The organism is Salibacterium salarium, from assembly GCF_030813635.1.
GTDB classification, from domain to species: Bacteria; Bacillota; Bacilli; order Bacillales; family Marinococcaceae; genus Salibacterium; species Salibacterium salarium.
In genome coordinates this window covers 591,007-616,378 of sequence record NZ_JAUSUM010000002.1, presented here as the reverse complement: position 1 = coordinate 616,378, position 25,372 = coordinate 591,007, and the positions used below count along the sequence as shown (strand labels likewise).

The window sequence follows — 25,372 nt, the reverse complement described above, 5'->3', positions numbered from 1 at the left end:
GAAAAATGATATGCTTTTGTATATTACACTGAAGAAGTAGACAGCTTTATTTGTTAGAAAGATTTGAGAGAGGTGGAGAAGGTAATGACACAGCCTTATATTTCACAGAGAAAAGGGCTTTATAATTCCGAGTTTGAACACGATAACTGTGGAATTGGGTTTTTGGCCAATATAAAAGGAAAAAGATCGCATGATATTGTTGAAAATGCGTTGACTATTCTGGCTAATCTTGAACATCGCGGCGGTCAAGGTGATGAGCCAAATACAGGGGACGGTGCAGGAATGTTGCTCCAAATTCCACATCGTTTTTTTGAAAAATATGAAGACGAGCTAAAATTCCGTTTACCATCAGAAGGGCATTATGGTGTCGGAATGGCTTTTCTTCCTAATGATGAGCAGAGTCGTTTAAACTGTGAAAAAGAAATAGAACAATTGATTTTAGAAGAAAATCAAAGCTTGTTAGGCTGGAGAGAAGTCCCGATTGACGACAGTATGATTGGTAATGCAGCCTACAAAACAAAGCCTGCCATCTTTCAAGTATTTATTGGCCGGAATGAAGATATAGAAACAAGAGATGATTTTGAAAGAAAATTATATGTTATTCGCAAACGTATAGAAAAAGAAGTGGGAACTAGTGTGGAAGAAGGAGATTCATTTTATTTTGCTAGTTTGTCTTCACGCACCATCGTTTATAAAGGGATGCTCACGACCGAACAGCTTCCGCAATTTTATTTGGATCTTCATGATTCCTCTTTTGAAACGTCTGTTGCTCTTGTTCACTCGCGCTTTTCGACGAACACATTCCCTAGTTGGGAACGTGCACATCCAAATCGGTATCTTATCCATAATGGTGAAATCAACACCGTAAAAGGAAACGTTAATTGGATGCATGCAAGAGAAGCTATTTTCCGTTCAGAGAAATTCAAGGAAGATTTGGACAAAGTTCATCCTATCATTGACCATCATGGCAGTGATTCATCTATGTTTGATAATACATTTGAATTTTTGACGTTGGCAGGAAGATCTATGCCGCACTCGGCAATGATGATGATTCCTGAACCATGGCAGAATAATTCCTTGATGTCAGCAGAGAAAAAAGCGTTTTACCAATTTAATAGTACGTTGATGGAACCTTGGGATGGTCCGACGGCTATTGCGTATACGGATGGGCAAAAGGTAGGTGCTTGTCTTGATAGGAATGGTCTGCGTCCAGCTAGGTACTATGTAACCAAAGATGATCATATTTTAATGTCTTCAGAAGTAGGCGTACTTGATATCGATCCCGAGGATGTATTATATAAAGAAAGACTTCATCCAGGGCATATGTTGCTTGTAGATATGGAAGAAGGCCGAATTGTACCAGACGAAGAAATTAAGCAGGATATTGTTACAGAAAAACCATATAAAGAGTGGGTAGACACTTATTTAACGGATTTAGAAGACGTGCTGGAAAGCCAAGAGGTCTATAATACAGACTTTGAATCAATAACTGAAAAACAGTTGGCTTTCGGTTACACGTATGAAGAGCTAGACAAAATGATTAAGCCGATGGCTGAAGGTGGAGCTGATCCAGTCGGATCAATGGGGTATGATTCGCCACTTGCAGTATTATCTGAAAATCCTCAGCTTTTATATAATTATTTTAAACAACTATTCGCACAAGTAACGAATCCTTCTATTGACGCTATTCGGGAAGAATTAGTGACAGCTGTAGGAACTACAATCGGTAAAGAAGGGAATCTCTTGCATCCGGAACCGGAAAGTGCAAGACATCTGTATTTAAAGACACCGATTTTAAACAATGAAGATTTTGCGAAGCTTCGTACTAATAAGGATAAAGGGTTTGAATCTGTAACGCTTTCCATGGTTTTTGAGGCTTCTAAAGGGAAAGAAGCTATGCAGAAAGCATTAGATAATCTATTTGCAGAAGCGGATCAAGCTGTAGCAAATGGCGCTACGATTATCATTTTGAGTGATCGTAACGTGGACACTAATTATGCTCCTATTCCTGCTCTACTTGCCGTAGGAGGTCTGCATCATCATTTCATTCGAAATGGGATGAGAACACAGGTAAGTATTGCGATAGAGACAGCGGAACCTAGAGAGGTTCATCATTTTGCTGTGCTTTTAGGTTACGGTGCAGAAGCGATTAACCCTTATCTAGTATTTGATTCCATTGATGGAATGATTAAAGACGGAATTCTTGAAGATACGTCTTATGTGGAATCTGTTCAACACTATATAAAAGCTGCAACCAAGGGAATTATGAAAGTGTTATCGAAAATAGGTATCTCCACAGTTCAAAGTTATCGTGGTGCTCAAATATTTGAGGCTGTTGGAATTGCACCTGAAGTTGTAGATAAATACTTTACATGGACGCCTTCAAGAATAGGCGGCGTAACACTTGAAATGATAGCTGAGGAAGTATTGATTCGTCACTCCCGTGCATTCACGGAACAAGAAGGGCAGGATAAAACGCTTGACCCCGGTGATGACCTGCAATGGAGACGAAACGGAGAACCGCATCAATATAATCCTCACACTATTCACATGTTACAACATGCAACAAAGAAAAATGATTATGAATTGTTTAAAAAGTACTCAAACGCTATAAACGATCAAGAAAAAAAGCAAACTTCTTTGCGTGGTATGCTTACTTTTAACACAGATGGAAGGAACTCTATATCTCTAGATGAAGTAGAAAGTGCTGAAGAAATCGTTAAAAGATTTAAGACGGGCGGCATGTCTTTTGGAGCTATTTCTGAAGAAGCACATGAAGCCTTAGCAATAGCAATGAACAAAATTGGTGGAAAATCAAACTCTGGCGAAGGTGGGGAAGACCCGGACCGTTTTACACCGGATGCCAATGGAGACTTACGCCGCAGTTCAATAAAACAAATAGCATCTGGCCGTTTTGGTGCAACAAGTCATTATTTAGTTAATGCTGATGAAATACAAATAAAAATTGCGCAAGGGGCAAAGCCTGGTGAAGGCGGACAGCTGCCAGGAAACAAGGTGTACCCTTGGATTGCTAAGGTGCGTGGAACCACGGCTGGTGTTGGTTTAATTTCCCCACCTCCTCATCACGATATTTACTCTATCGAAGACTTGGCACAGTTGATTCATGACTTGAAAAATGCAAATCCTTCTGCTTTTATTAGCGTTAAACTTGTTTCAGGAACTGGCGTTGGAACTATCGCTGCTGGTGTAGCAAAAGGACGCGCAGATGGACTTGTAATTAGCGGATATGATGGAGGAACAGGAGCTGCAGCAAAAACGAGTATAAAACATGCAGGTCTTCCTTGGGAAATTGGTCTTTCAGAAACTCATCAAACATTAGTTGAAAATAACTTGCGCAATCGTATATCTGTAGAAACAGATGGGAAATTGATGACTGGTAGAGATGTAGCAGTAGCTGCATTGTTGGGAGCAGAACAGTTTGCATTTTCTACTGCACCTCTTGTTGTACTTGGTTGTGTTATTATGAGAGTTTGTCATCTCGACACGTGTCCTGTAGGTGTAGCAACTCAAAATCCAGAGTTACGTAAGAAGTTTATGGGCAGTCCGGATCATGTTGTTAACTTTATGCACTTCGTCGCAGAAGAATTGCGAGAAGTAATGGCCGAACTAGGATTTAAGACGTTGAACGAAATGATTGGTAGAACTGATCTTTTAAAACAAAAGGATCAAATTGACAACTGGAAAGCAAATTCAGTAGATTTATCTAACTTACTGTATCGTCCGAAACGATTAGATCAATCAAAACACTTTGCCAACGAAGAGCAAGACCACCAGCTTGAGGAATCACTTGATTCTACAACGTTACTGAAGGCTGCTGAGAATGCTATTAGTAAAAATGAACCGGTATTTGGTGAATTTACAATTCGTAACACAGACAGAGTTGTCGGAACGATAGTCGGAAGTGAAGTTACAAAGAAATATGGTCTGGAAGGGCTAGCTGAAGATACAATCCGGTTCACGTTCAGAGGATCGGCAGGTCAAAGTTTTGGTGCATTTATACCAAGAGGAATGACTCAAACCCTTATAGGCGATGCTAACGATTATTTTGGAAAAGGATTGTCAGGCGGAAAAATCATTGCTTATCCGCCGGAAAATTCAACTTTTGCACCAGAAGAAAGTATTTTAATAGGAAATACAACCTTTTACGGAGCAACTTCTGGTGAAGCATATATTCGAGGTGTTGCAGGAGAAAGATTTGCCGTTCGAAACAGCGGAGTGAATATTGTTGTAGAAGGATTGGGAGATCACGGTTGTGAATATATGACCGGTGGAACGGTTGTTAACCTTGGTGTTACTGGTAAAAACTTTGCAGCTGGAATGTCCGGCGGCGTTGCATACGTTTTGGATAGAGATGGAAGTTTTTCCACACGTTGCAACAAGGAAATGGTCAATTTAGAACCAGTAGAAAATCCAGAAGACGTTAAACAGTTGAAAACGATGGTTGAGCGTCACGCAAGCTATACAGAAAGCTCCCTAGCCGAAAGTATTTTACAACAATGGAATGATTCACTTCCTATGTTTATTAAAGTAATTCCTAATGACTATAAGCATATGCTTGCCTCTATAGAAAATGCGAAGAATGATGGGTTAACAGAAGAAGAAGCAATCATGAGTGCTTTTAATGAAACAAAAACGAACAAAGCCAGAGTTGGCGGTAAGTAATAAACGGCATCAAGATATATATTGTTTGGAGTGGATGTTATGGGTAAAACAACGGGTTTTATGGAGTATGAACGTGAAGCTCCTCCGAAAATAAAACCGATGGAACGTGTGAAAAACTGGCAGGAATTTCAACTAGTCATGCCTGAAGAGAAATTACAAACGCAGGGTGCACGTTGCATGGACTGTGCAATTCCTTTCTGTCAAGCTGGTACTACAATGGATGGTTCTGGTGAGATAGGATGTCCTGTTTACAATTTAATACCTGAATGGAATGACCTTGTTTATCGAGGTAAATGGAAAGAAGCTTTACTAAGATTACACAAGACAAACAATTTTCCTGAGTTTACCGGAAGAGTGTGTCCAGCGCCTTGTGAAGGATCCTGTACGGTAGCGCTAAATGATGATTCGGTAACGATTAAATCGATTGAATTTAATATTGTTGAAAAAGGTTTCAAAGAAGGATGGATTGTAGCAAATCCACCAGAAAAAAGAACCGGTAAGAAAGTGGCGGTCATCGGATCCGGACCAGCAGGTTTGGCTGCTGCTGCACAACTAAATAAAGCTGGACACTGGGTAACGGTATTTGAAAAAGATGATAGGATTGGTGGATTATTAACGTATGGTATTCCAGATGTAAAACTATCTTATGATGTCATCAAAAGACGTTTGGATATAATGGAAGAAGAAGGAATTGAATTTGTTACTAATATAGAAATTGGTGAAAATTATTCCGTAGAGTCATTAAATAATGATTTTGATTCTGTTCTGTTATGCACTGGATCTCAAGTTCATCGTGATGTTCCGGCAGAAGGGAGAGGGCTGAAAGGAATTCATTATGCAATGGATTTTCTACGTCCTAATACGAAATCATTGCTGGATTCAAGACACGATGATGGGAACTATATTTCTGCGGAAAATAGAGATGTAATCGTTATTGGTGGAGGTGACACGGGAGTAGATTGTATCACAACTTCCATTCGTCACGGCTGTAATTCTTTGACTCAATTCGACATTCATCCTGAAAAAGATGAGAAAAGAAATGAGGATAATCCATGGCCACTTTATCCGATTGTGTACGGCCAAGAAGAAGGTCATAAAGAAGCAGAGGCTGTATTTGGAGACGATCCAAGAGCCTATAAAGTAATGACGAAAAAATTCGTAGGAGACGAAAACGGTCGTGTGAAAGAATTGCATACCGTTGATGTCGATACGATTTATGAGGATGGAAAAAAGATACGAAAAGAAATTCCAGGTACCGAAAGAGTTTGGAAAGCAGATCTTGTTTTCTTAGCAGTTGGTTTTACAGGACCAGAACAAGAACTGTTAGAGAAAATGGAAATAGAGACAGATGATAATAGTAATGTAAAAGCAGAGTATGGCGTATATAAAACAAGTAAGGAAAACATTTTTGCGGCCGGTGACAACAGAAGAGGTCAAAGTCTTGTAGTATGGGCAATTCATGAAGGACGTGAAGCTGCAAGAGAATGTGACAGACATTTAATGGGCACGACAAATTTACCATAAACATGTTTAAACTCAGCGTTAACACAATGCGCTGAGTTTTATTGTTTTTTATTAAAATTTCACGTACCGTATTTAATATATAAATGATATTATGTATTAAATTTGTTAACATGAATGAATAAAGACCATAAAATACAGGAGGATAATAAATGACTGAAAATAGATTCGTTAAAGCTGCTTACAAAACAGGTGTGTACATTGGAGAACCTTTACAAGAAAAAGAGGATAAAACACTTATTAAAATTGTTGCCGTATTAAAGCATCCAATGCAGGGAGATCTTCACAATCCTAAACAAGTAGATGTTCCGTTATTCCACGAAAGAAAGGCTCTTGCAAAGTTTGAAAAAGTTTGGATACCTACAGCCAACGCAAAAATATATGAAGAGGAGGTACCAGATTACAGAGAATCATTAATTTCAGCTTACAATGAACTTAAACAACAACTAGAAGAAAAGATAGACGAATACTCTCAAAAGTCTCTTGAGACATTGAAAGGACTAGAACACGATTATCAGTTAAAATAACTTGAGATTATTACATTAACTATTCATAAGTAAAACCGCCCTTCCATGAAGTTGGTAAGGCGGTATTACTTAGTATGGTGATTTGTATTTTTGTCTTTGTTCACACTAATAGTATGAAGACGGATGGACAGGTCTATTAAAAACATTTCATCGGAATCATCGAGACTACAACCGGTTAAGGTTTCGATTTTTCGAAGCCGATATAGTAAGGATTGACGATGGAGATTTAATTCTCTAGCTGTCTGGCTTACATTTCCTTTATGACGATTGTAAATGATAAAAGTATGAACCAAGTCAATTTTTCTTTCTAGCGAGTATCGTTGCAGTGGTTCGATGATAACCTCTGTAATATTTCTTAATTCTTCATTCTCTGTTAAGGCGAGAAGAGCACGATCAAATCGTGTATTAGCATAAGTTGTAATATATCCGTTCCCTTTTTGTCGTCTGCCTATGTCTAATGCGGAATAAGCTTCCTCGAATCCGACATGAAAGAAATCTTCTCCATATGTCTTGGCAATTCCCCATGATACAATAATGTTGGGTTTTTTTTGTTCTATCCTATATTGTAGTAATTCAATAAAGGGGTAGGCTGTCTCGACGCTTTTTTCAGATTGTAACTCAACGTAGATAATCAGTTCTTCTTTTTGAAAAGTCGACATCGTTTTCAAGTACATGGTTCTACCTGTATGATTGACTTCTTCTTCCATCATCTCTCCGATAAGTTTACGCCAATTTTCAAAAGAAATATCTTGGGAACTATCATTCTCAAACAGGTAGTGAAAGTTTTCAGGTTTAGCGACAACACACAGATATGGAATATTTAAATTGTATCCTAATGATTTCGCTCTGGATAAGGCGTTATCTTTAGAATCAAATTTTCCTTTAGCAAGACTCCAAACAAAGTCATCTTTTAACCGCATTTCTGTTTCTAAGGCAGCTTGATCATGGAGAAAACACAAGGCAGAAGTCGTTACAGCATGTTCAAGCAATATAAGAGTATGTTCTTGAAATACTTCATCTTCCGGCAAATGTTCGGGCCACTCAAGTAATATAAAACCTTGAATTTCTCGAGCACTTTGAACGGTAAGTTGCAGCACTTCTTTATTATCAATAATAAGCCAGTGCATGTTATTTGGAAGCGTGTTGTTATCACTGGACTCTTCTAATTTAAAATAAAGGGGATCTCCGCGTTGCAACAAATGTGCATTCCACCGTTCCTCCAAATCTTGAGTGCTTTTGCTTTTTTTTGTCTTTATATTCCCTTGCCGATCTGTAATAACAACAGGCATGAATAGAGATTTTTCCAGATAGGAAGCGATGCGTGCAACACCTTCGCCATTTAATATAATTTCTAATAATTCTTTACGAACTTTGTCGGAGTGTTCGACAAAACTGCGTTCTCGTTGATGTAATGCGGTAGAAATGGCATGACTAACATCGGCAAAGCGTATTTCCCAAGGGATTTCAATCAATGGAAAATCATGCGTTTCGCAAAATTGAATAACGTTATCTGGAATGACGTTTAAATATCTTCCTGTGGCAATAATTAAGGCAGCAGCCTCAGCATCTATAACTTCTTGTGCGAATGACAGCAATTTATTTTCATCGTTTTCACATCCTATACCTGCGGTTAATACGACTTCATTTTTTCGAACAAAATTTTCAACCGGCATTTCTATAATAGAGACCCATTCGACAGGGGTTTGCATACCAAAACTTGAATTCGTTTGAGAAACGGCTCGTTTCATAATTGGAAGTTGGAGCATGTTGTAAACAGTAAACATAAAAACCTCCTCATGCCTAAAACAATGAATGTCAGAAAACCTTTTATCCATATTGTTTGAAAAGCAATATAAACTTTCATACAAATTGATGAATGGATTTATTCCTTATCTATCATATGATAAAAATAGTTACAAAGAAAGTGTGAGAAAAGGAGTGTTTGTTATGATGAATCAAGATGCCCGTAACATCCAGCGTTCTACGAAAGCGGTTTGGGCTGGAGAGAAAGAATATAGAGCACATGGAGCAACACAAGTTCCTGTAGTACACAGTGTAGCTTATACCTATGATGATTTAGATTATTGGTATGAAGTAGCGATCGGAAACGAAAAGGGTCACATTTATGGCCGTAATACAAACCCGACAGTTGAATCATTTGAACAAAAGATAAAAGAGCTTGAAGGAGCAGAAGCAGCAACCAGTTTTTCAACGGGAATGGCTGCTATCAGTAACTCACTATCTACATTCTTACGACCAGGGGATCGGATTGTGTCTATGAATGATACGTATGGCGGTACAAATAAAATATTCAGTGAATTTTTGCCTCAGCTAAATATTAACGTTACTCTTTGTGAAACCGGTAATCATGAAGAAATTGAGAAGGAAGTAAGAAAAGGATGTAACATACTTTATTTGGAGACGCCAACGAATCCTACTGTAAAAATCACCGATATCGAGCGCATGGTGAAGGTTGCTAAAGAAGTAGGAGCACTAGTTTTTGTTGACAATACGTTTGCAACTCCTATTAATCAAAACCCACTTGAATATGGGGTCGATCTTGTCATTCACAGTGCCACAAAGTTTCTTGGAGGGCATGCTGATGCACTAGGGGGAGCCGTGTGTGGCAATAAAGATCTCGTAGAAAAGATTTTTCATTACAGAGAAATCAATGGTGCAACTATGGATCCAATGGCTGCATATCTATTGTTACGGGGTATGAAAACACTTCATCTTCGGTTAAAACAATCGTGTGAATCTGCATTGAAAATAGCTGAATTTTTAGAATCCCATGAACAAGTTGACAAAGTGTTCTATCCTGGATTAAAAAATCACCCTGGACACGATATTGCCCAAAGGCAAATGAGACAATTTGGCGGAATGCTAAGTTTTTCGATGAAGGGTGGATTAGAAGCTGTTCGTGACTTTCTCCCTAAACTAGAATTTGCAAATCGGGCAGCAAACTTAGGTGCTGTAGAGACAACCGTAGGGCCAGCAAGAACAACTAGTCACGTAGAAAATACGCCGGAAGAAAGAGCTGCTTTAGGCATACCAGAAAGTTTAGTCCGCTATTCTGTAGGTATTGAGGATGCAGATGATTTAATCAATGATCTCAATCAGGCTCTCTCTAATCTACCGGAGACCAATACGAACACGTAACGAAACAAAGGAGGCTTTGTAATGCATTCTGAACACGCCATATTTAAAAAGGCCGAATCTATATTCTCACAGTTATCAGAATGGCGTCGTTATCTCCATCGTTATCCGGAATTAAGCTTCAATGAAAATAACACAGCTTCTTTTGTAGCAAAACAACTTCGTAATATACCGGAAATAAATGTTCTAGTTGGAAAAGAAGAAACGGGTCTTGAAACAGGCGTGGTTGGAATCTTAAAAAAAGGGGAGGGGCCTGTGGTCGCTTTGCGTGCTGATATGGATGCCCTTCCTATTACAGAAGAAACGGAAGCTGTGTATCAATCTGAACACAAGGGAGTAATGCATGCCTGCGGTCATGATGCTCATACTACTATTTTATTGGGAGCAGCTCATGTATTGTCTGAAAGGGAGAGTACGTTTTCGGGAACAATAAAATTTATATTTCAACCAGCTGAAGAAGCGACGGACGACACGGGCAGTTCAGGTGCGCCATACTTTATTAATCACGGGTTGCTGGATGATGTATCGGTTGCATTTGCGCTACACATGGATCCAGAGTTTACACCGGGCCATATAAGATTACATGAGGGTCCAAGTATGGCAAATGTAGACACATTTCAAGCAGTTATAAAAGGCACAGGCGGGCACGGTGCTTATCCACACCTTGGAACGGATCCTGTGTGGATGCTTTCTTTTGTCATACAAGCGGTTCAAGGGATAACTTCTCGAAGAACTTCTCCTTTGGACCCTGCTGTTATCAGTATCGGTGAAATACGAGCAGGTTCCTCAACAAATGTCATTCCAGAGGAAGTGAAAATTCAAGGGACGCTGAGAAGTTACGATAAGCAGACGAGAATCCATTTAGAAAGAGAATTGCATCAAGCTTTCTCTATCGTAGAATCGATGGGTGGTTCTTACAAATTGGAAGTTGAAAAAGGGGAACCGGCCTTAAACAATGATAAAAAATCAGTTCAAATACTGGAGTCAACGATAGAAGAAATCTTTCCAAACTTTTATATTAAGCATGAGCCATATGGATTAGGAGGAGAAGATTTCGGGTATATCGCTGATAGGGTTCCAGCCGCTATGTTGTTTTTAGGTGCCGGTTTTACAGATAAAAGTAACAAGGGGTTACACATGCCTGGTTTTGATATACAAGAAAATATATTGCCAGTGGGAGTTTCTATCCTAGTTGGTTCCGCTATTCGTTATTTACAGTAAAGCAATGAGGAAGTCTGCGAAGGAGGGGTATCATGGCGCATAAACTTGCATTTATTGGATTTGGAGGAGTCGGACAGGGATTGGCTGAAATTATTCAAACCAAAGGTACATGGTTGCAAAAACAATTTGGTATGGACTTTAAAATTGTCTCCATTTCTGACTTATATAAAGGTTCGTTGCATCATTCGGAAGGATTAGACATTGATAAAGTGTTGCAGGCATTAAAAAAAGACGGGACACTTGATAGCTATCCCGAAACTAAAGGATTGGTTCGCGGTTGGGATAATATAACCACTATAGAAAAATCTAATGCTGACACAATGGTGGAAATTACTTTCACTGATGTGAATACGGGACAGCCGGCTATTGATCACTGTAAAAAAGCTTTCAATTCAGGGAAGAATGCCGTTTTAACAAATAAAGGCCCCATTGCATTGGCTTACCAAGAACTAAACGAAATCGCAGAAGCAAATAATGTTTGTTTTTCATTCGAAGGAACAGTAATGAGCGGTACTCCAGCTATTAGAATGCCCCTTACTTCGTTAGTCGGAAATGACATTAAAGAAATTCGAGGTATCCTTAACGGAACCACCAATTATATGCTTACAAAAATGGAAGCTGGAATGGATTTTGATGATGCTTTAAAAGAAGCACAAGCGAAAGGTTTTGCAGAAGCAGATCCTACAAGTGATATCGAAGGATATGACGTTCTTTATAAAGTCGTTATTCTAGCTAACGTTATCATGAACGCAGACTTAAAAAAAGAAGATGTTGTTTGTGAAGGGATTTCTAGTTTAACCCGTGAGGATATGAATCGAGCTGAACAGGAAAATAAAAAGTGGAAGTTAATAGGTAAAGTGAAAAATGAGAATGGTCAGATAAACGCTACTGTATCACCTGAAATGCTTCCAGAAGAAGATCCTTTGTCTGGAATATCAGGTGCACTAAATGCTATTACGTATGAGTGTGATCTCTCGGGGCCCGTAACGCTTATTGGAGCTGGTGCAGGTATCCCTGAAACAGGATTTGCTTTATTGATTGATTTAATTAACCTTGAGCGTAATAATTTGTAAAAATCTTCGATAGAAAGGTGGCGGATATGATGGCAACAGAAATGATGGGAGGAAGAATGCTTTTAGCGGGAGAATGGATCGAAAGAACGGAACAAATTAATGTGTACAATCCTGAGAATAATGAGATTATCGGTTCAATCCCAGCAGGCAAAGCAGAAGATATGATTGATGCCATAACACTTGCCCAAGAAGGTAAGGAAATAGCAGAAAATCTCTCAATACGTGAGCGTATGGACATTTTAAATAAAGCCGCAACTTATATTGAAGATAATTTAGAAGATTTTGCAAGAACGATCGCTTTAGAAGGTAGTAAAACAATAAATGAAGCTCGTAGTGAAACGAAAAGAGCTGCTGAAACAATAAGAATTAGCGCAGAAGAAGCACGGCGTTTAACTGGAGAATCAATAAACTTTGACCAAATGCCTGGAAATACGAATCGAATGGGGTATTATTTCCGTTTTCCTGTAGGTGTTATAGCTGCTATTACTCCTTTTAATGACCCTCTTAATTTAATTGCTCACAAAATTGGTCCCGGCATTGCTGCAGGAAATGCAGTTATCATTAAACCTGCGACAGAAACACCTTTGAGTGCTTTGAAAATGGCAGAAGCGTTTATGTATGCCGGTTTACCTCATAAGATTTTAAGCGTCATTACCGGCCGTGCTCGAGATATAGGTGATGTTCTTATTGAAAGTAAAGAGGTCAATATGATTAGCTTTACTGGTGGGATGGAAACAGGCGAAAAAATAGCAAAAAAAGCTGGATTAAAAAAATTGTCTATGGAACTTGGATCAAATTCACCAGCCATTGTTTTAAACGATGCGGACTTATACGAAGCGGCTGTATCTACAACGTCAGGAGCATTTGCAGCGGCAGGACAAAATTGTCTTTCGGTACAAAGAATTTATGTAGAAGAAGATGTGTACGAATCCTTTAAAGAGTTATTTTTAAAGGAAGTTAAAGAAGTTAAAACCGGAAATAAATTGTCTGAATCAACCGAGATGGGTCCGGTTATTAATGAAAAGGAAGCAGAGCGTATTGAACAATGGGTGAAAGAGGCAACAGAAGCTGGTGCTTTGATTCTAAGCGGCGGTACTAGAAAAGGAGCTCATTATGACCCCACAGTCCTTGAAAATGTACCGGAAAGTGCAACACTTGTTAAGGAAGAAATTTTTGGCCCAGTTGTGCTTTTATTCAAAGTGAAAAATCTTAATGAAGCCATTAAACGTTCCAACGACGTAAATTATGGATTACAAGCAGGAATATTTACAGCAAATGTTAACGCTGCATTGAAAGCTTCTAAAAAGCTTCGTGTTGGTGGGGTAATGATAAATGACAGTAGTGATTTTCGTATTGACGCGATGCCTTTTGGAGGAATAAAAGGATCCGGTCTCGGTCGTGAGGGAGTAGAGTATACTATAAAGGAAATGTCAGAAGAGCGAATCATAGCTTTTAAAATATTAGATGAATAGGAAAGGGACTGTCCTAAAAGGGATTATCCAGTTGAAATACATTCCGCTTTCCGCGGGCAATGCTTCAGCGGAAGCGTTGGAATTTTCAGCTACTTCTGTTCCATAGGAGTTTACATGTATTTCAATGGCTTAGTAAATAGAGCTATCCCATATCGTGGGACAGTTCCGCCCCTTATTTCAATCAATAACAAGAACTGGCGAAAAGGGGTGAAGTATTTGTTTACCAATGAAGAATATTTAATCAGGATGAATCATACAAAACAGAAAATGATGGAATATGGTATTGAGGTGCTGCTTGTATCTAACCCATCTAACATGTTTTATCTAACTGGATATAATGCTTGGTCTTTTTATGTACATCAAATTCTAGTCGTCATGATTGATGAAGAACAGCCTATTTGGATCGGCAGAGAAATGGATGCACATAGTGCCCAAGTCACGACATGGTTAGATGATAATCATATTATTCCTTATCCAGATGAATTTGTTCAATCTACTATAAAACATCCTATGGATTTTGTAGCTAATATATTAAATGAAATTGGTCAAGGTAATCGAAAAATTGGACTGGAAATGGATGCTTTTTATTTCACGGCAATGTGTTATGAAAGAATCACACAAGGGCTTCCTAATGCGGAATTTCGAAACTTTAGTACACTTGTTAATTGGGTACGGCTCATAAAGTCAGACAGTGAAATTGAATGTATGAAAAAGGCTTCTAGAATTTTGGAAAATGCAATGTATGCAGCATACGATACAGCTGATATAGGAATTAGGGAGAACGATGTGGCTGCTGCAATCTATCAAGCTCAAATAAGCGGAACTGCGGACTTTGGGGGAGACTATACATCCATTGTGCCAATGATTCCATCTAACGAAAACACGGCTAGTCCACATCTGACATGGACAGATAAACGCTATAATTATGGTGACTATTTAACGATTGAAATAGCAGGAGCATATTATCGATATCACACTCCGATGGCGAGAACAATGGCAATTGGAGAAGCCCCTGATAAGGTGGAAGACCTTGCGAATGTTGTGAAAGAAGGCATTGAGACGACGATGGATGCTATTAAACCAGGGCTGACTGCTGAAGAAGTAGAAGATATATGGAGTAAAACAATTGCTCAACGCGGATACTTCAAAGAGTCACGTCTGGGCTATTCCATTGGTTTGAGTTATCCACCGGACTGGGGAGAGCATACGGTTAGTTTTCGAAAGGGAGATCGTACGATTTTACAGCCAAATATGACTTTCCATTTAATGCCTGGAATTTGGCTCGATAATTATGGGGTGGAAATAACAGAATCAATACGAATTACCGAAAATGGTTGTGAAACGTTCGCTAAGATTCCACGAGATCTTCATATAAAAAAGCCGTCTAGTGTGTCCTCTATTACTGCATCTAATGATGGTGAAATGGGCTCTTAAAGTTATCACTCTGTAGTGAGAAGTCACTGCAGAGTTTTTATGTGCAATAACAAGACATCGTGGTAAGATGATAAACAGTAGGATGTGCTGAAAGGCGGAAATAACGATGATACAAAGATATCTAGGTGTCGCAGCCTTTATAGCTGTTATCCTTTATTTAATAAGTATTTTTTATCATTCTGACATACTGCATGCTTTTTATAGTACTATTGCCGGTTTATTATTGTTATTTTCTATATATAAAATGAATATAATTAATCGATTAATCGTGGTACTACTTCTTATGATAGGAAGTGTTCTTTTTTTATTTTATGAAGTATCTGTTTTTGTTGTATTGAAAAGCTTTGGTGAAAACCTTAATCTCATTGGATTATTTTTATTAATACCACTATTTGGTACGTTGATGTCAGAAGCGGGTTACTTGAAGGCACTACAAACATTTTTATTACAAAGAGAAGAAAATCATAAAGCTCACCCTTATCGCATGGGATATATGTTGACCGCAGCGATGGGGTCGTTACTGAATTTAGGTTCGATGCCGCTTGTTTATAATATAGGGTATGATAGTTTTTCTTCATTTGAAAATAAAAAGTTTACGCTTATGCTTTTAAGAGGTTTTGGTTTTTGTATGCTTTGGTCTCCTTATTTTGTGAACGTAGGACTTATTCTTGTTCTCTATGATCTTTCTTGGGGAGAGATAGGAGGATATGGTATTGTTTTAGCATTCATCTATACAGGGGTTGTAATATTGTTTTTTCCATTCTCTAGTTTTGCTAATGATAAACAAGTGGTTAATGCACCATCTTTCCAAAAAGATCCTGAACAAACAAAGTCTCTATTGCAATCATTTTTACTATATGTAGCTATTTTATTACTATTTTCCTTCATAATGGAATTAATATTACCGGTAAATATGTTAACAATAGTATCGGTTCTTGCCATTGTTTATCCACTTATTTGGGCTTATATGATTAAACTTTTTCAATCCTATATCCATGAAGCTGTACGCCACATTACGCACTCCTTTGAGCGATTATATAATGAAATAGGTATTTTTATAACAGCTGGTTTTTTTGGAGAAGCATTATCACATAGTAACGTGGGGGAGTGGTTATCCAATGTTGTTTTGCAACTTTCACAAGGAGTCATTCCTGTTTTTGTAGTAATATTGATGATGACAGCCATGCTACTCGCCCTGTTGGGTATTCACCCCGTCATCATTGTATTAGGACTTGGTAATTCTTTAACTCCAGAACATTTTGGGGTCACCCCGGCGTTTATGGGGGTGCTTTTACTAAGTGCATGGATGTTGGCCGTTCAGATTTCTCCGTTTTCAGGTTCTGTGTTAATGGCCTCTAATATAATGAGGGAATCACCATGGAATGTCGTGCGAAAAAATTCATTCTTTATTGTTACGTTAATGGTGATTATGACTTTTATTTTAAGTTTAATGAAGTGGCTGCAGCTACTGTAATATTGTCTCAATGCTGATGAGGATGTTTACGTTTTGTTTTAGGAACAGGGTCAAACCCTCCTTGGTGAAAGGGGTGGCATTTACTGATTCTTTTAACAGTAAGCCAAAGTCCTTTCCATGCTCCGTGTATCTCTATGGCTTCTTTGCCATACTGAGAGCAAGTGGGATAGAAACGGCATGTGGGGGGAGTGATGGGGGAAATAAATTTACGATATCCCAAAATCAAAAAAAGTAACAGTCGCTTCAACGTTGATGTCTCCCCTTTCCTATAATTATGATTGTACGCTAAAATTACATTTGTAGAAAGAAAAAGGCTGTCGATCCAAATGAAGGACCACAGCCTTTTTAATATGAAAATTTTTGTCTTTCATTTCTCTAGTACTAGCTGACAAAAAATGTTGTTGTGGGGTGAAGCGTAGACCGCAAAACATTCATTTCTTCTTCATTTAAACGAATCATAGGAAGTCGAACATCTGCAGAAATGACACCTTGGAGCTCAAGAGCCGCTTTAATAGGAGCTGGACTTGGAGCAACAGTAAATGATTTCATGGTAGGAAGCAGTTCTCTATGTCTTTTCGCAGCATATTGAGGATGTCCGTTAGCAAAACTTTGAGCCATGTCCTGCATTTCATTACCAAGAATATGAGAAGCTACGGATACAACTCCCGTACCGCCGATAGACATGATCGGCAACGTTAAAGTATCATCTCCGCTATATAGATGAAAGTACTCCGGTGTATTTTCAATGATATAAGCTATGGCGTCTAAATCACCGCTGGCTTCTTTTACTGCAGTAATATTTTCAATACGCGATAGTCGTACGATTGTTTCGGGATTCAATCCAGCTGCGCTGCGTCCAGGTATATTATAAAGCATGACTGGAAGATGTGTAGACTCTGCTATTTTTTTAAAGTGCAAATACATTCCTTCTTGGGAAGGCTTGCTGTAGTAAGGAGTCACAAGCATAACAGCGTCCACACCCGTTTGTTCTGCTCTTTTTGTTAGTTCAATGGATGCTTTTGTATTGTTACTCCCTGTGCCTGCAATGACAGGTACTCTTCCGTTTACAATTTTTACAACATGTTCAAATAATGTTATTTTTTCTTCTGTAGACAAAGTAGGAGATTCTCCAGTAGTGCCTGCAATAACAAGACTATCTGATCCATTTGAAATAAGGTTATTCACTAGCTTTGTTACAGCCCCGTAATCAACTTCTTCTTGTTCATCAAAAGGAGTTACCATTGCTGTGCTTATTTTTCCAACGTTCATTTTTCATCACCCTCCGCATTATATATATCCAGCATTCCAATAGACGGATGAGGGCCGGTTCTCTCCGGAATTCCATGTTCTCACAAAAAAGCAGCAATGAGGGTATCATTGCTGCATGAACGTTTCAGTTATTCAGAACCGTTTATGCGTGAGATAGCCCTCCATATAGCAAAAAAATGCTATATGACAGTTTCGCATTTTTTCAATACGAAACCAGCTTCAAGCTCATGAAAAGCTGTCCACTTCGGCAAATTCCCCTTTCAGTAATAATCAAAGGATTTCATGCTCCTCCTATTACTTACTAATGGTCATTGCACCTCTAACCTCACTTCTTAATAGAAGTAGGATATTAAGAATGTTAATTACTTATAACTTTAACAGAAGATCATAACATTTGCAATTAATATTTAAATGTTTATATTTCGATTAGGATTGATTTGCCGCCGTAATTAAAAAATTAAAAAAATACGTTTTATTTTATAAGCAAAATCCTTTATAATGGTGTATGGGAATAAACCATGCATAGGGGGCTGTCTGGATATGTCTCAATTTCAGCAGATTGCACTAGAATTACCAGAGGACCTATATTCTGAAATTGAGCACTTTACGGAGGAAGAAAAAAATTCATTTTTTCGTAACGTGTTACAAGAACAGATTCAGCAGAGGAAATCTACGGATTTTCATAATCAAATGAAACAAGGTTATTTAGAAATGGCTCAAATTAATATGGAACTTTGCAGAGAATTTGAGGAAGTGGAAGAAGAGGCGTTGCTTGAAGGAGAAAAAGTAATTAATTCGTCAAAGGATGAATAAGATTCTTCTATTCGGCATATCCTTTTAATGGAACCGGTGAAGGAGGTGAATGGATGATTTGAGCGATACGAGTCATAATCATCACCAATCCAAAAAAGTTGTAAAGCGTGGAGACGTTTTTTTTGCTGATCTTTCACCGGTAGTAGGTTCAGAACAAGGCGGTGTTAGACCTGTGCTGATTATTCAAAATGATATCGGCAACAGGTTCAGTCCGACCGTCATTGTTGCTGCCATTACAGCTCAGATAAAGAAAGCAAAACTCCCAACCCACGTGGAAATTGATGCGGCAAAACATAGGTTTGACCGCGACAGTGTTATTCTGCTTGAACAAATTAGAACAATTGACAAGCAGCGTTTAACCGATAAAATTACACACCTGGATGAAGATACAATGAACCGGGTGAAAAATGGGCTGGCAATCAGTCTCGGTGTGGAAGAAATGTAAATAGGACAGCTTCATGAATCAGACATACATAATTTACAACGAAGCATGTTTCTCGCGGGAAGCATGCTTCGTTTGTTATAATCTGTGCGATGAGAAATCATATAAGCAAGGATGGGGTAATTTGAATACAACAATAGAGACTATATTGAATCATCGATCTGTGCGTTCTTTTACAAATCAAGCTATACCGGAAGAACAATTACATCATATTATTAAATCGGCACAAGCAGCTTCAACATCCAGCTTTCTTCAAGCTTACTCTATTATTGGGGTGACGGATCCAAATAAAAAGAAAAAGATTGCAGAGTTAGCTGGAAACCAATCTTATGTTGCTGAAAATGGATACTTTTTTGTGTTTTGTGCGGATTTTGCCAGACTTCAAGAAGCCGCCGATATACAAACGAAAGATATTTCAACTGCAATTGAAAGTACAGAAGGTTTCATGATTGCTATCATTGATGCTGCACTCGCTGCACAAAATGCAGCTATAGCGGCGGAATCTTTAGACTTAGGTATATGTTATATAGGAGGTATACGAAACAATCTTAAAGAAGTGAGTTCTTTGTTAGAAACCCCTGCAAACGTACTTCCTTTATTTGGTATGGCCGTTGGCTACCCTGATTCTTATCAAGAACAAAAACCTAGGCTTCCGGAAGATGTTGTTTTTCATGAAAATCGATATCAAAACGATAAAAGACAAACTCAATCAAGCCTTTTACGATACGACGACGGTATTTTAGAATATTACCGCACAAGGATGAATACTAAAAAAGAAGTGACGTGGACTGGACAAACTTCTTCTACGCTTGAAAAGACAAAACGACTATATTTAAATGAGTTTGTAAAACAAAAAGGTTTTCTTAAATAAATTAATTTCATTATTCACTTCTTAAATATTAAATACGAATAGTATGGTACTTATGAAATTGATTTAAATAATTTAGAAACAAAGGCTGGCCGAAGTCTGTAATAACGACTTTTAAGGTCAGTCTTTTTGTATAATGAAAAAGTGAAAGTTTGCGCTGACTTGTTTTTTTATGTCAAAACGAATATCAAAGTAATGAGTATCGATGTTTTGCTATTTTCATTGCCGCCCAATTATGTGTAATCATGAGAAAGTATGTATAATTCTAAATAAATCATCGGATAATTTGGTATAATGAACTTGTAGAAGAAGGGTAGGGGGAGTCTATTGTGGAAAAAAGGAATAAAAATTATCGTTATAACCACGGTGATATTTTCTATTGTTACCGCTCTTTCTATTGAAAACTGGTCACAAACAGCCCATGGACAGCTTCCTTCAAAGACAGCTGTGATATTGCACGCAATAAACAATAACTTAGTGTCACTAAACACAAATATAGAAGCACCTGGATTTTTATCTCCTGACTCATCGTCGAAAGACCAAATAAAAAAACACAACATTACAATATCTGTAGAGGAAAACACGAAAATTCCAGTTCGTATTTATCATTATTCTGATACAGATAACGCGCCGGTAATCATGTATTATCACGGTGGTGCCTTTTTAGAAGGGTATGGAAATTTAGAAACACACGATAGTCTTATACGATCGTTAGCTGCTAAAACAGGGGCTGTGGTAGTAAGTCCAGGATATCGACTCGCGCCGGAACATATTTTCCCGACTGCTGTAGAAGACAGTTATAAAGCATTGCAATGGGCACATGAAAATGCTGAAAAATATGGAGGTAATCCTGATAAAATCGCTGTAGCTGGTGATAGTGCCGGGGGGAATTTAGCAGCAGTAACAGCATTAAAGTCTAGAAATCTAGATGGTCCAAAATTGTTTGCTCAAATCTTATATTATCCTCTAACCACGTTTCGGGACGTGGAATTTGATTCTCGCACTATGTATGATAGAGGATATTATTTGTTATCAAAGCAAGTTATGTTAAAAGCGCGTAACTCTTATACACCAGAAGAAGAAATGTGGCAAAATCCATACAGTTCACCACTATATGCAGATGATTTAAGTGGTTTACCGCCTGCTTATATTATTACTGCTCAATTTGATCCTTTACGAGATGAAGGAGAGCTGTATGGTAAAAAAACTGCATAATTCAGGAGTGACGGTGAAAACCACAAGATACAATGGTGTTATGCATGGGTTTGTATCTTTTTATGAAGTCATGAGTAGTGGTGATCAGGCCTTACAAGAATCGGCACAATTTCTAAATAAAGTTGAAAACGATACCATTGATACAACTGAAAATTATGACGTTTTAGTAAAAAAAGGACCAACAGGTTTTAAACGTTTTAAAGAAGAAGCAGAAGCATTCGTAATCGGCGCTTTTTTGGTTGGGAAAAGTACGATAAAGCTGTTTATTAAATAAAGAAGGAAAAAGGGAGTTGGGTAATACCCAGCTCCTTTTTATTGTTTTATCATATATTTTTGAATGTAAGAGCGAAAATTTCACTCTCCTAAAGTTTGCTGAAAATTTTCATTTCATCAGATTACGGGTGATTATTTTCGATTTGAGGGCTTTAATAGTGTTCAATTCGAATGAGAGTTGTATAAGTCACAAATAAGTGTAAAAACTTTTAATTACTCTATTTTCTTTTTACATTTGATGTGATACACTCATCTATGGAAATCGACAGAACGATTTTTGTGACCGCTGTGGCGGGAAGAGAAAATAATGTGGAGGGAGGCTTTCAAATGTTGAAGGCAATGAAACAAAAGCTGAACCATAAAAGAATTATGTTGGCAGAAGGAACAGCTCAAAGAATAGAGGATTATGCAGAGAATCAACATAGAGAAGCATTTGAGAAAATGAAAAGAGAAGAAACAGCAAATCATTTACTTCATCAGGAGATAGATAAGTATCTTTATACTATACATCCTTCATTTTTGTTGAACCCTGATGCAGCGAAGGTCTTGCAAAATAGATTGTTTGCCCGTTCACACGGGAAGTTTTTTTTCTCCTTTCATGTCATAAGCGAAATGAGATTAGCGACTGATTTTTATAATACAGATCTTTCGATTTTCATTCGATTGTTGGAAAAGAAGGGATTCCAACTGACTGGAAATGAAAATCTTTTTTTAACGGCACTTTTGAATAAATTAAGTGAGAATAACTATCGTATTTACGTTGATCGCTATGGTTATTTTGTAAATGAAAATGATACATTACAAGATGCTGTATATAAATACTTAGAAATTGCAGATGATAAAAACAAGTTTGAAAGCGGTAGAATTGATTTTTTAAGAAAATATTTAATAAACAAAGGTTTACTTTCGCCTGATTATACAAAAAAGAAAATGATTAAATTAATAAAATCTCTAGAGAAGAGACATTCTGAAGATTATAAAGTGACTAGGTTAGAAAAAAGGATGACCGAAATTGGATAAAAATTAATGAACAGAACCTTAGGTGATAATCTAGGTTCTGTTTTTTTAATTCACGCCATATTAAACGATAATGTTTAGATTCTATATAAACGCTTTTCGAATAACCCCGGCTATGAGAAAATTGGTAGTATAAATAGTGAAGGTTGGAGGGAGAGAGATGAACCAAGAAATTCCGAATTTTTTTACAGAAAAAATACAAGGGGCGAAAGACCAATTTGAACGTACGATTGATTGCAAACATACGGAGTTTGATGATCTTTATCCTTATATGAGTGAGCAACCTCAATTTTTTTGGTATAAACGATATGTTGCATGGCAGGAATTACTTACCATTGTGAGCCTGGCAGAAGAGTTAAGCGTTCCATGGCATGATGAATTTAATGAATCGCAAAGACACTTTATTGAAAATAAAGTATTGGATGCGAAAGTGTTAGACGAATGGTACGGAAAAAAACGTAAAGAAGCTTAAAAAACTGGGAGCCTTCAAAAGGCATCCCAGTCTTTTTTAAAAGATAAGGTGAGCACAACCAACAATAACCGGAAGAGTTATTATGGTTCTTTCTAAGAAAATCAAAACGAGATCCGTGAATTTAAGCGGAAGTTTTGATGCCAATAAAAGCCCACCGACTTCTGACATATATATTAACTGCGTAACAGATAAAGAAGCAATAACAAAACGAGTCATTTCACTCTCGATTTCTGCCCCCAGAATAGAAGGCAGTAACATGTCAGCAAATCCGACCAGCATTGTTTGAGAAGCTTCGGCAGCTTCAGGAACTTGGAATAACTGCAATAAAGGAACGAAAGGAGTTCCTATAATCGAAAAGAAAGGTGTACTTTCTGCAATGACAACCGCGATTGTACCAAGTGCCATTACAACCGGAATGACGCCAATCCACATATCCAGTACATTTTTTGTACCGCCTTTCAAAACGGATGAAAAGTTGTTTTGTGCAGCCCTTTTCGAAGCTTCCCGAATCCCCCATTGAAACACATTTAATTGAGAAGGTCGTTTGCTTTCATTTTCTCGATTGGGTTGATTATAAAAGTCATCTTTCTTTTTTGATAATGGAGGGATGCGTGGCATAATTAATGCTGCGACGAATCCAGCAACTACTATTGTTAAATAATATGGGATGATGTATTCCGTTAAATTTAGATCAGACAAGATTACTATACTAAATGTGATGGATACAACAGAAAAAGTTGTTCCAATCACTGCAGCTTCGCGCTTAGAATAGTACCCTTGTTCATATTGCTGATTTGTGAGCAACACACCAATGGTCCCATCCCCCAGCCAAGAAGCGGCACAATCAATAGATGAACGTCCTGGTAAGGTGAAAAGAGGACGCATAATTGGTGAGAATACGGCGCCACAAAATTCTAATAAACCAAAATTTAATAATAACGGAAGAAATAATCCAGCAAATAAAAATACTGTAATGAGTAGTGGTATTAATGATTCTAATAATAGCCCGCCGGTTGCACTTGATATAAGCCAATCCGGACCAATGTTCCACAACACCATGGCAGAGAAAATTAACCCCAAAATTCTTATGACCAACCAAGGTATGGTTACTTCAAATAAAGATTGAACAAATGTTGAAACAGGTTTTACTTTTTTTACAATGAATGAACCAGCCACAGCAACAGCCATAAACAATACAGCAATAGCCGGTAAAGCATTTTCGGCTAATCCACCTAGTTTATCAGCAAGTATCGCTACTGGAATCGTTATTTCTCCATCCACTTTAATCGGTATCATGAACAAAAAGATTCCAATTAAAGAGGGGAGGAGAAATCGTATAAGTGATCTTTCTTTTGTTTCTCTTATTTTATTGTCCATTGTTCCACCTCTTTATAAAATATAATGTATACTTATACTTAATCCTCTTTGAAATGAGGGAAAAAACACAAAAAAAGATTGCGTTCAATGTATAAAATTTCGTAATTCATTATAAAGGAGATGATGGTAAGAGACAATAGATTAAACTATTTTCAAATAATTATGATTAAAAATGACGGTCTTATAATAATGTGAGAAGTTCCGAAAGGCTGCTCACTTCATTGGTGCACGGGATATTACCTAAAGGTTGTTTTCCCTCTCGATTTATCCAAATATTTTTCATCCCGGCTTTATTTGCTCCATCTATATCTGTTAAAAGGTTATCTCCGATCATTATTGCTTCGGAAGGTTTTAGGTTTAATAATTGTAAAGAATGTTCAAAGATAGAAGGATCAGGTTTACCGACACCAAATGCACCTGAAACTAAAATATAGTCAAAGTAAGGAATTAATTGAGGTGTCATTTCAAGTTTCTTGTCTTGAAGAGTGGGTGATCCATTGGTAAGTAGGAAAAGTCGATAATTATTTTTAAGCTTTGTTAGTACTTCAAATGTATCTTCGTATACAAATGGAAGCTTTTTTCGATGATAGGGAAAACGAGCAGCAAGTTTTTTACCTAAATCAACATCATTAATACCGTGTTCATTAAGGGCGTTGACCCAAGTTTTTATTTGATAATCAGGCATGTCTTGATGCATTTTTCGAAACCCGATATTAGTTTTATCATCAAATTCTCCCCATAAACCTTCAAACGGATTAATGCCGATTTTCTTAGTAAAATCATACGATTCATAAGTAGCATATAATTCTGCTGCCTTATCTCTAACGGTTTGCTCAAAGGATTCATGATCAATACCCGTCTCTTTTTCTGCTTCTAAACAAACAGCTCGAAAAGACTCCTTAACACTTTTTTTGTCCCACAATAATGTATCGTCAAGATCAAACATTAACGCTTTTATCATTTTTTGTACTCCTTTCTATTGCATAACGACATTATACATTTTGAAATAACGATAATCATTAAAAATTTTATAAGAGACACTGTTATTATAACTGAATTGTTGTA

Annotated in this window: 21 protein-coding genes and 1 riboswitch; of the genes, 16 read left to right on the top strand and 5 right to left on the bottom strand. The window is 37.6% G+C overall.

Annotated features, from left to right (window positions below; all coding sequences use genetic code 11):
- The first annotated feature begins 84 nt into the window (after positions 1–84).
- The 3 genes from gltB (at position 85) to kapB (ending at position 6,731) form a co-directional block, all read left to right on the top strand.
- Entirely contained in the window at positions 85–4,683 is a 4,599-nt protein-coding gene (gltB, locus tag J2S78_RS08840) for a glutamate synthase large subunit (RefSeq protein WP_306897890.1), read from the top strand.
- Positions 4,684–4,722: 39 nt separating this feature from the next.
- A complete protein-coding gene (locus J2S78_RS08835; RefSeq protein WP_306897889.1) occupies positions 4,723–6,207 on the top strand; it encodes a glutamate synthase subunit beta in 1,485 nt (494 codons plus the stop codon).
- Positions 6,208–6,356: 149 nt separating this feature from the next.
- Positions 6,357–6,731: a kinase-associated lipoprotein KapB gene (gene kapB, locus J2S78_RS08830; protein WP_306897887.1), complete on the top strand. Its 375-nt coding sequence runs from the start codon at positions 6,357–6,359 to the stop codon at positions 6,729–6,731.
- 65 nt (positions 6,732–6,796) lie between these two features.
- Here the strand turns inward: kapB and J2S78_RS08825 are convergent, their stop codons facing one another.
- Complete coding sequence (locus J2S78_RS08825; protein ID WP_306897885.1) at positions 6,797–8,515, bottom strand: PucR family transcriptional regulator; 1,719 nt, start codon at positions 8,513–8,515, stop codon at positions 6,797–6,799.
- A gap of 163 nt (positions 8,516–8,678) precedes the next feature.
- Here J2S78_RS08825 and J2S78_RS08820 point away from each other — a divergent pair, with 163 nt between their 5' ends.
- From J2S78_RS08820 to J2S78_RS08795, 6 genes are all read left to right on the top strand, one after another.
- A complete protein-coding gene (locus J2S78_RS08820) occupies positions 8,679–9,890 on the top strand; it encodes a cystathionine gamma-synthase family protein (RefSeq protein WP_306897882.1) in 1,212 nt (403 codons plus the stop codon).
- Between the two features lie 21 nt (positions 9,891–9,911).
- On the top strand, positions 9,912–11,108 hold the full coding sequence (locus J2S78_RS08815; protein ID WP_306897881.1) for a M20 metallopeptidase family protein: 1,197 nt from the start codon (positions 9,912–9,914) through the stop codon (positions 11,106–11,108).
- A 32-nt stretch (positions 11,109–11,140) separates the two neighbouring features.
- Complete coding sequence (locus J2S78_RS08810) at positions 11,141–12,181, top strand: homoserine dehydrogenase (RefSeq protein ID WP_306897879.1); 1,041 nt, start codon at positions 11,141–11,143, stop codon at positions 12,179–12,181.
- Between the two features lie 29 nt (positions 12,182–12,210).
- A complete protein-coding gene (locus J2S78_RS08805; RefSeq protein WP_306898763.1) occupies positions 12,211–13,653 on the top strand; it encodes an aldehyde dehydrogenase family protein in 1,443 nt (480 codons plus the stop codon).
- Between the two features lie 216 nt (positions 13,654–13,869).
- Positions 13,870–15,087 (top strand): M24 family metallopeptidase, encoded by a 1,218-nt coding sequence (locus tag J2S78_RS08800; RefSeq protein WP_306897877.1) that lies wholly within the window; start codon positions 13,870–13,872, stop codon positions 15,085–15,087.
- Positions 15,088–15,193: 106 nt separating this feature from the next.
- A complete protein-coding gene (locus J2S78_RS08795) occupies positions 15,194–16,561 on the top strand; it encodes a TRAP transporter large permease subunit (protein WP_306897875.1) in 1,368 nt (455 codons plus the stop codon).
- A gap of 7 nt (positions 16,562–16,568) precedes the next feature.
- Here J2S78_RS08795 and yidD read toward each other — a convergent pair whose 3' ends face one another.
- Both yidD and dapA read right to left on the bottom strand, forming a co-directional pair.
- The gene (gene yidD / locus J2S78_RS08790) at positions 16,569–16,808 is read right to left on the bottom strand and encodes a membrane protein insertion efficiency factor YidD (RefSeq protein WP_306897874.1); all 240 of its coding nucleotides are present in this window, start codon (positions 16,806–16,808) and stop codon (positions 16,569–16,571) included.
- A gap of 134 nt (positions 16,809–16,942) precedes the next feature.
- Positions 16,943–17,830 (bottom strand): 4-hydroxy-tetrahydrodipicolinate synthase, encoded by an 888-nt coding sequence (gene dapA / locus J2S78_RS08785; protein WP_306897872.1) that lies wholly within the window; start codon positions 17,828–17,830, stop codon positions 16,943–16,945.
- Between the two features lie 146 nt (positions 17,831–17,976).
- Positions 17,977–18,160: riboswitch (Lysine riboswitch) on the bottom strand.
- A gap of 210 nt (positions 18,161–18,370) precedes the next feature.
- Here dapA and J2S78_RS08780 point away from each other — a divergent pair.
- The 7 genes from J2S78_RS08780 (at position 18,371) to J2S78_RS08750 (ending at position 22,930) form a co-directional block, all read left to right on the top strand.
- Positions 18,371–18,643, top strand: a complete 273-nt coding sequence (locus J2S78_RS08780) for a hypothetical protein (protein ID WP_306897870.1) — start codon at positions 18,371–18,373, stop codon at positions 18,641–18,643.
- A 49-nt stretch (positions 18,644–18,692) separates the two neighbouring features.
- Positions 18,693–19,088, top strand: coding sequence for a type II toxin-antitoxin system PemK/MazF family toxin (locus J2S78_RS08775; protein ID WP_306897869.1), 396 nt, complete (start codon positions 18,693–18,695; stop codon positions 19,086–19,088).
- Between the two features lie 121 nt (positions 19,089–19,209).
- On the top strand, positions 19,210–19,956 hold the full coding sequence (gene nfsA, locus J2S78_RS08770) for an oxygen-insensitive NADPH nitroreductase (RefSeq protein WP_306897867.1): 747 nt from the start codon (positions 19,210–19,212) through the stop codon (positions 19,954–19,956).
- A 324-nt stretch (positions 19,957–20,280) separates the two neighbouring features.
- Positions 20,281–21,168: an alpha/beta hydrolase gene (locus J2S78_RS08765; RefSeq protein ID WP_306897865.1), complete on the top strand. Its 888-nt coding sequence runs from the start codon at positions 20,281–20,283 to the stop codon at positions 21,166–21,168.
- Positions 21,149–21,442 carry a hypothetical protein gene (locus tag J2S78_RS08760; RefSeq protein ID WP_306897864.1) on the top strand — a complete coding sequence of 98 codons (294 nt, stop codon included), beginning with the start codon at positions 21,149–21,151 and terminating at the stop codon, positions 21,440–21,442. Before J2S78_RS08765 ends, J2S78_RS08760 begins: the two co-directional genes overlap by 20 nt.
- A 326-nt stretch (positions 21,443–21,768) precedes the next feature.
- Positions 21,769–22,461 carry a hypothetical protein gene (locus tag J2S78_RS08755; RefSeq protein WP_306897862.1) on the top strand — a complete coding sequence of 231 codons (693 nt, stop codon included), beginning with the start codon at positions 21,769–21,771 and terminating at the stop codon, positions 22,459–22,461.
- A 157-nt stretch (positions 22,462–22,618) separates the two neighbouring features.
- On the top strand, positions 22,619–22,930 hold the full coding sequence (locus J2S78_RS08750; RefSeq protein WP_306897860.1) for a hypothetical protein: 312 nt from the start codon (positions 22,619–22,621) through the stop codon (positions 22,928–22,930).
- A gap of 36 nt (positions 22,931–22,966) precedes the next feature.
- Here the strand turns inward: J2S78_RS08750 and J2S78_RS08745 are convergent, their stop codons facing one another.
- Positions 22,967–24,307, bottom strand: coding sequence for a YjiH family protein (locus J2S78_RS08745; protein ID WP_306897858.1), 1,341 nt, complete (start codon positions 24,305–24,307; stop codon positions 22,967–22,969).
- 181 nt (positions 24,308–24,488) lie between these two features.
- Positions 24,489–25,268: an HAD family hydrolase gene (locus J2S78_RS08740; protein ID WP_306897857.1), complete on the bottom strand. Its 780-nt coding sequence runs from the start codon at positions 25,266–25,268 to the stop codon at positions 24,489–24,491.
- Between the last annotated feature and the right edge of the window lie 104 nt (positions 25,269–25,372).

Coding starts and splice junctions, on each gene's coding strand:
- J2S78_RS08810 (WP_306897879.1), top strand. CDS start 11,141: ATGGCGCATAAACTTGCATTTATTGGATTTGGAGGAGTCGGACAGGGA.
- J2S78_RS08835 (WP_306897889.1), top strand. CDS start 4,723: ATGGGTAAAACAACGGGTTTTATGGAGTATGAACGTGAAGCTCCTCCG.
- J2S78_RS08820 (WP_306897882.1), top strand. CDS start 8,679: ATGATGAATCAAGATGCCCGTAACATCCAGCGTTCTACGAAAGCGGTT.
- gltB (WP_306897890.1), top strand. CDS start 85: ATGACACAGCCTTATATTTCACAGAGAAAAGGGCTTTATAATTCCGAG.
- J2S78_RS08760 (WP_306897864.1), top strand. CDS start 21,149: ATGGTAAAAAAACTGCATAATTCAGGAGTGACGGTGAAAACCACAAGA.
- J2S78_RS08825 (WP_306897885.1), bottom strand. CDS start 8,515: ATGTTTACTGTTTACAACATGCTCCAACTTCCAATTATGAAACGAGCC.
- J2S78_RS08750 (WP_306897860.1), top strand. CDS start 22,619: ATGAACCAAGAAATTCCGAATTTTTTTACAGAAAAAATACAAGGGGCG.
- J2S78_RS08805 (WP_306898763.1), top strand. CDS start 12,211: ATGGCAACAGAAATGATGGGAGGAAGAATGCTTTTAGCGGGAGAATGG.
- J2S78_RS08775 (WP_306897869.1), top strand. CDS start 18,693: ATGGATGATTTGAGCGATACGAGTCATAATCATCACCAATCCAAAAAA.
- dapA (WP_306897872.1), bottom strand. CDS start 17,830: ATGAACGTTGGAAAAATAAGCACAGCAATGGTAACTCCTTTTGATGAA.
- J2S78_RS08795 (WP_306897875.1), top strand. CDS start 15,194: ATGATACAAAGATATCTAGGTGTCGCAGCCTTTATAGCTGTTATCCTT.
- kapB (WP_306897887.1), top strand. CDS start 6,357: ATGACTGAAAATAGATTCGTTAAAGCTGCTTACAAAACAGGTGTGTAC.
- J2S78_RS08755 (WP_306897862.1), top strand. CDS start 21,769: ATGTTGAAGGCAATGAAACAAAAGCTGAACCATAAAAGAATTATGTTG.
- J2S78_RS08815 (WP_306897881.1), top strand. CDS start 9,912: ATGCATTCTGAACACGCCATATTTAAAAAGGCCGAATCTATATTCTCA.
- J2S78_RS08745 (WP_306897858.1), bottom strand. CDS start 24,307: ATGGACAATAAAATAAGAGAAACAAAAGAAAGATCACTTATACGATTT.
- J2S78_RS08780 (WP_306897870.1), top strand. CDS start 18,371: ATGTCTCAATTTCAGCAGATTGCACTAGAATTACCAGAGGACCTATAT.
- J2S78_RS08740 (WP_306897857.1), bottom strand. CDS start 25,268: ATGATAAAAGCGTTAATGTTTGATCTTGACGATACATTATTGTGGGAC.